Annotated in this window: 1 protein-coding gene; it reads left to right on the top strand. The window is 57.4% G+C overall.

Features of this window, described 5'->3' with window-relative positions; genetic code table 11:
- Nucleotides 1-107 precede the first annotated feature (107 nt).
- Entirely contained in the window at nt 108-1,301 is a 1,194-nt protein-coding gene (locus tag ACSVIK_RS25965) for an IS4 family transposase (RefSeq protein ID WP_442447013.1), read from the top strand.
- Nucleotides 1,302-1,320: the final 19 nt, after the last annotated feature.

The raw sequence follows: 1,320 nt of genomic DNA, 5'->3' as shown, positions 1-1,320 counted from the left end.
CTGAGGAATCCCCACAAAAATCCCATTTTGATCAATGGGATAGCTTGAAGACGCCTGCATGAGTCGGGCAGTTTGGTAGTCGCCAAACAAACCAACCCCCGAGACTCATGCAGGCAGTACGATTCTTACACAAGGCATTTTCTCAAGCACTCCCCACGATCCACAGCAAGCGACTGAACGCCTTGATGAGCAGCGTCAGCGCCTTGCTGCATGGGCATCGCCTGACCCTGACCGACCTCGGCAGGGCCATGCCCAGCGAGGCTTACACCAAGCACTCGATCAAGCGTGTGGATCGCCTGCTTGGTAACGCTCACCTGCAATACGAGCGTCCGCTGTTCTACTGGAAAATGCTGACTGCTCTGATTGGCTCCCTGCGTCATCCATTGATCCTGGTGGATTGGTCGCCGATCAATGCGGCCTCTGACCTTTACTTGCTGCGGGCTTCAATTCCGCTGGCGGGGCGAGCGTTCCCCGTATACGAGAGCGTGCATGACCGTGAAGGTTGCCCTCAGCGCCAGAAGCAATTGCTCGATGCACTGGAAGCCATGCTTCCCGATCAATGTGTCCCGATCTTGGTAACGGATGCTGGGTTTCGCCGCCCCTGGTTCCAGGCCGTCGAAGCCAAGGGCTGGTATTACGTGGGACGCGTCCGCAATCGTGACCTCTATCGCGACGAGCAAGGTCAATGGCAGCCAATCAAGCAGCTCTACCTGCAGACAACATCTCGTGCTCGGTCACTCGGCCATATCGAGATGACGCGCAGTGCACCGCACAGGGTTGCACTGTACGGCATTCACCAGCCGCCCAAGGGCAGAAAACATCGACGCGTGACAGGCAGCATCGCGCGCAGCAAGCTCAGCCGGCAGAATGCACGCCGTGAACAAGAGCCCTGGTTGCTCGCCAGCAACCTGCCACAACCCAATTGGACAGCACGCAAGATCGTGGGCATTTACCGCAAACGGATGCAGATCGAGGAAGGTTTTCGGGATGTGAAAAGTCTGCGTTTCGGCTTTGCTTTCGATCTGCACAGGACGCGCTGCCCACGCCGTATCGAGATCCTGCTGCTGATCGCGGCACTGGCTTGTTATGCGCTGTACTTGGCTGGCCTACAGGCTCACACAACAGGCAAATCGCGCCGCTTTCAGAGCAACAGCGTCAGGCATAAAACCGTGCTGTCGCTCTGGCGTGTAGGCCTTGAATACCTACGGCGCTCGGCCAGCGATTTATCCTGTTCGGCCCTTACCAAGATGGAGCTATTGCTACGTGACGAGGTTCACCGGCAAGCTCGGGCGCTGGAGTAGATTTGTGGGGATTCCTCAG

Origin of the sequence: Pseudomonas sp. NCHU5216, assembly GCF_052156495.1 — a bacterium.
In the GTDB taxonomy this organism is placed as follows: Bacteria; Pseudomonadota; Gammaproteobacteria; order Pseudomonadales; family Pseudomonadaceae; genus Aquipseudomonas.
The sequence above is the reverse complement of the archived record's forward strand: the minus strand, read 5'-3'. Positions and strand labels throughout refer to the sequence as shown.